This is a genomic window from Treponema sp. (genome assembly GCF_052169735.1).
In the GTDB taxonomy this organism is placed as follows: Bacteria; Spirochaetota; Spirochaetia; order Treponematales; family Treponemataceae; genus Treponema.
Map to the genome: position 1 here is coordinate 1 of NZ_JBQNBW010000113.1, position 3232 is coordinate 3232.

Sequence of the window (3232 nt, forward strand, 5' to 3'; positions counted from 1 at the left end):
TGCTTAAATACATTTGGGATGTTTAGGCACTGCACTACTATTGACTATTCCATACAAGAAGGATGTACCTTTTAGACATTCTCATAGCGCAAAACTAAAGAACCGGTCTTTAAAATCCGGGGCGTATTTTATTTTTAATGAGGCATATTAATGAAGAAAATAATACTATGTATAGCAGCGGTGATAACGCTTGCAGCATTTTTTGCAGGATGTAAAAATCCTCAGACTCCACCTCCGCAGAATGGTAATTCAACACCCACACAAATAACGATAACCGTTGCAGGGGATGGGAATGTTGAGTTTAACTCACAAACCCGCTCGTTCAAAGTTGATAAGAACAAAACATGGGCAGATGTAAAAAAACACGCGGAGGCTCTCATCAAATATAAGACCGGTTTTGAGCATAGTGAATGGAAGCTGAACGGAGCATCGGGTAAAGTGATTGCGCGTACATATACATTTGCAACAGATACAACCGTGTATGCCGTGTCGAAGCAAATAGTCTCACCGTCTAATCCTGCTCCCAATCAAAATCCCGATCCGCTTCCTCAAGAACCTCAAAAAATAACGATAACGGTTGCCGGAGATGAACACGCTACACCTAAAACCGAGCATACTTTTGAAGTAGTTCCCGGTACAAAATGGGATAGGATTAAACTGTTAGCAAATGACAAGATAAATTATACCGGCGGCTATAAAAATAAAACATGGAAATTTAACAGTAATTCCGGTGAGGTTATCCCTGACGCTCATCAATTCAATGAAAACACAACGGTTTATGCTGAATCACAGCAGATTACAGCTCCGCCTCCCGCACAAGTAACGATTACTGTTGCCGGAGATACGCAGGTTACTCATAAGGGGACGGAGAGTACCTTTAAGGTAGATAAAGGTGAAACATGGACTCATGCAAAAGAGCTTGCCGCCAATAAAATTACATACGCTGACGGCTATGAAAACGATACATGGAAACTGGCTGATGGATTGGGACAAGATATCCCTGATAATCACCAGTTTAATACGGACACAACCGTTTATGCCGTATCAAAAAAGAAAACAATAACCATAACTGTTAAAGGAGATACAAACGTTCTTTACAAAGTAGCGGGCGATAAGACTTTTACGGCATATTATGGCGATACGTGGAGTATGCTTAAACCGCAGGCGGAAGACAAAATTAAATATAAATCCTCCAATTATGAAAATAAAGACTGGAAACTCAATGATTCTGCGGGGGAGTCTTTGACCGGCACTTATAAGTTTACCGCCGATACCGCCGTTTTTGCCGAGTCCAAACCGAAAGATGTAAAACTCACTATTACGGGCAACCATGTCGATATAACTCCACCTGCCGAACTGTATGTACCTTGGGGAACAACATGGGGTGAAAAAAAAGCCGAAATTATGGGTAAAGTTAACCCAAAATCTAATTTTACTGTGATTGCGTGGAGAAAACGTGGAAAAACTGGTGCTGAATTAAGAGATGGTGACATATTCAAAGGTAATACGGTAATATACGCTGAAACAAGGCAGATAGATGTTACTATCACGATAAAAAGCGGCGGTCATGTTCAGCTGGCAGCAGATCCTAAAATTACAAAGCCGTATGGTGTAACGTGGAGAGCAATAAAAGACGATGCAAAAGCGAAGATAACTTGCGACCAAGGCTATGTGTTTGCTGCATGGAAAAAAGACAGTGCAGACGGAAGCAAATTGTCCGACAGTGATACCTTTGAGAAAGATACCGAGGTATATGCAACGACGCAAGCTGTTCCGGTTTCCATCGGTGTAAAAGTACCTGCGGCAACTATTACCGGACACGATCCCGTTTATGCACTGCCTAAGAAAGACAGTTCGGATATCCTATGGCGGGGAGTCTTCCCTAATGGACGCACAGTGAATTTAAACGAATACACAATCGGCAAATATGAAGTAACGGTACAGCTGTGGAAACCGGTATATGAGTGGGCAAAAGAGAACGGTTATAAATTCGAATATGATGAAGAGGAGAAAGAATATAACCGCGATAATCAGCCGATGACGAATGTAAGCTGGCGCGATTGCATAACGTGGTGCAACGCATACACTGAAATGAAATTCAGAAGTACAGAGCAGTGTGTATACCGTAAAAATTCTGAAACCGGTGCTGCCGTAAAAGACGCAAATACCGAAGCCGATGATGCTTATTGCAATCTTGCAAAAAAAGGCTACCGGCTGCCGACCGAAGCCGAATGGGAATACGCCGCCCGCTGGCAGGGTACCGATAGTACAAATGCCGAACAATACGGCTCTGTCTATTTAACCAATTTAAATTCTGCAAGCGGAGCTAAACAGCTTATCGGTTTTGAAGGTATGGCAATGCCGTCAGGTGAAACGTATGAAACTTTACGCGCAGAAACGGCACGGGTTGCGGTTTTCAACAAATATTACAACGGTACGATGTTTGTAGAACAGTCAACTCCCGTAACCGATTTAGCCGCCGTCGGAACAAAAGACGCAAACGCGCTGGGAATTTTCGATATGAGCGGTAATGCATTAGAGTGGTGTTGGGATAGGTACTCGGCGACTGTTGCTACAGAGTCTGTAACCGATCCCCAGAGTGCTTCTTCATCAACGACAACCAAACGTGTTTTGCGCGGGGGCAACTGGACAGATAATCCTCGTAATGAAACTGCTGTGTATGATTGTATGACCGGTAAGCGAGAGAACGGTTCAACCAGTGAAGATGATAAAGTCATCGGCTTCCGCTTAGTCTGGAAAGAGTAGCCGATAGTCATTTCCGGATGCGGACGGTTTGTTCTGTGCGGAAATGGTTTACCATATCTGCTAAAGCGGATTGCAAATCAATATACCCCAACGCGGCATGTGCGTATTAACTCTCCGTACGATTAAACCTGTTCGAAAATGCAATTATCGAACAGGTTTGATATTTCGCGCTGCTGTATATCGACAGTACGTACAGCATCGGAATATCCTTATGCAACCGGATAAATTGCAAAAAAGTATTAATTGCACTATACTGTTACTATGACTATTCCTCGGAAATTGCCTATTGGTCTACAGAGTTTTAAAGATTTACGGGAAAAAGGTTTCCTTTATGTGGATAAAACAGAATACCTTTTTCGCTTAGCAAACAGCAGTAAGGTCTATTTCTTGAGCCGTCCGCGGCGGTTCGGCAAAAGCCTCTTCCTTTCAACCTTAGCAGCCTATTTCCGCGGGCAAAAAGAGCTGT

Annotated in this window: 2 protein-coding genes; both read left to right on the forward strand. The window is 43.1% G+C overall.

From position 1 onward, the window contains the following. Positions 1 to 150: 150 nt before the first annotated feature. Positions 151 to 2766 carry a formylglycine-generating enzyme family protein gene (locus ACTTJ8_RS11560; RefSeq protein WP_442721272.1) on the forward strand — a complete coding sequence of 872 codons (2616 nt, stop codon included), beginning with the start codon at positions 151 to 153 and terminating at the stop codon, positions 2764 to 2766. A 261-nt stretch (positions 2767 to 3027) separates the two neighbouring features. Continuing rightward, positions 3028 to 3232: AAA family ATPase (locus tag ACTTJ8_RS11565; protein ID WP_442721273.1), on the forward strand; the 205-nt coding region annotated here is incomplete at its 3' end.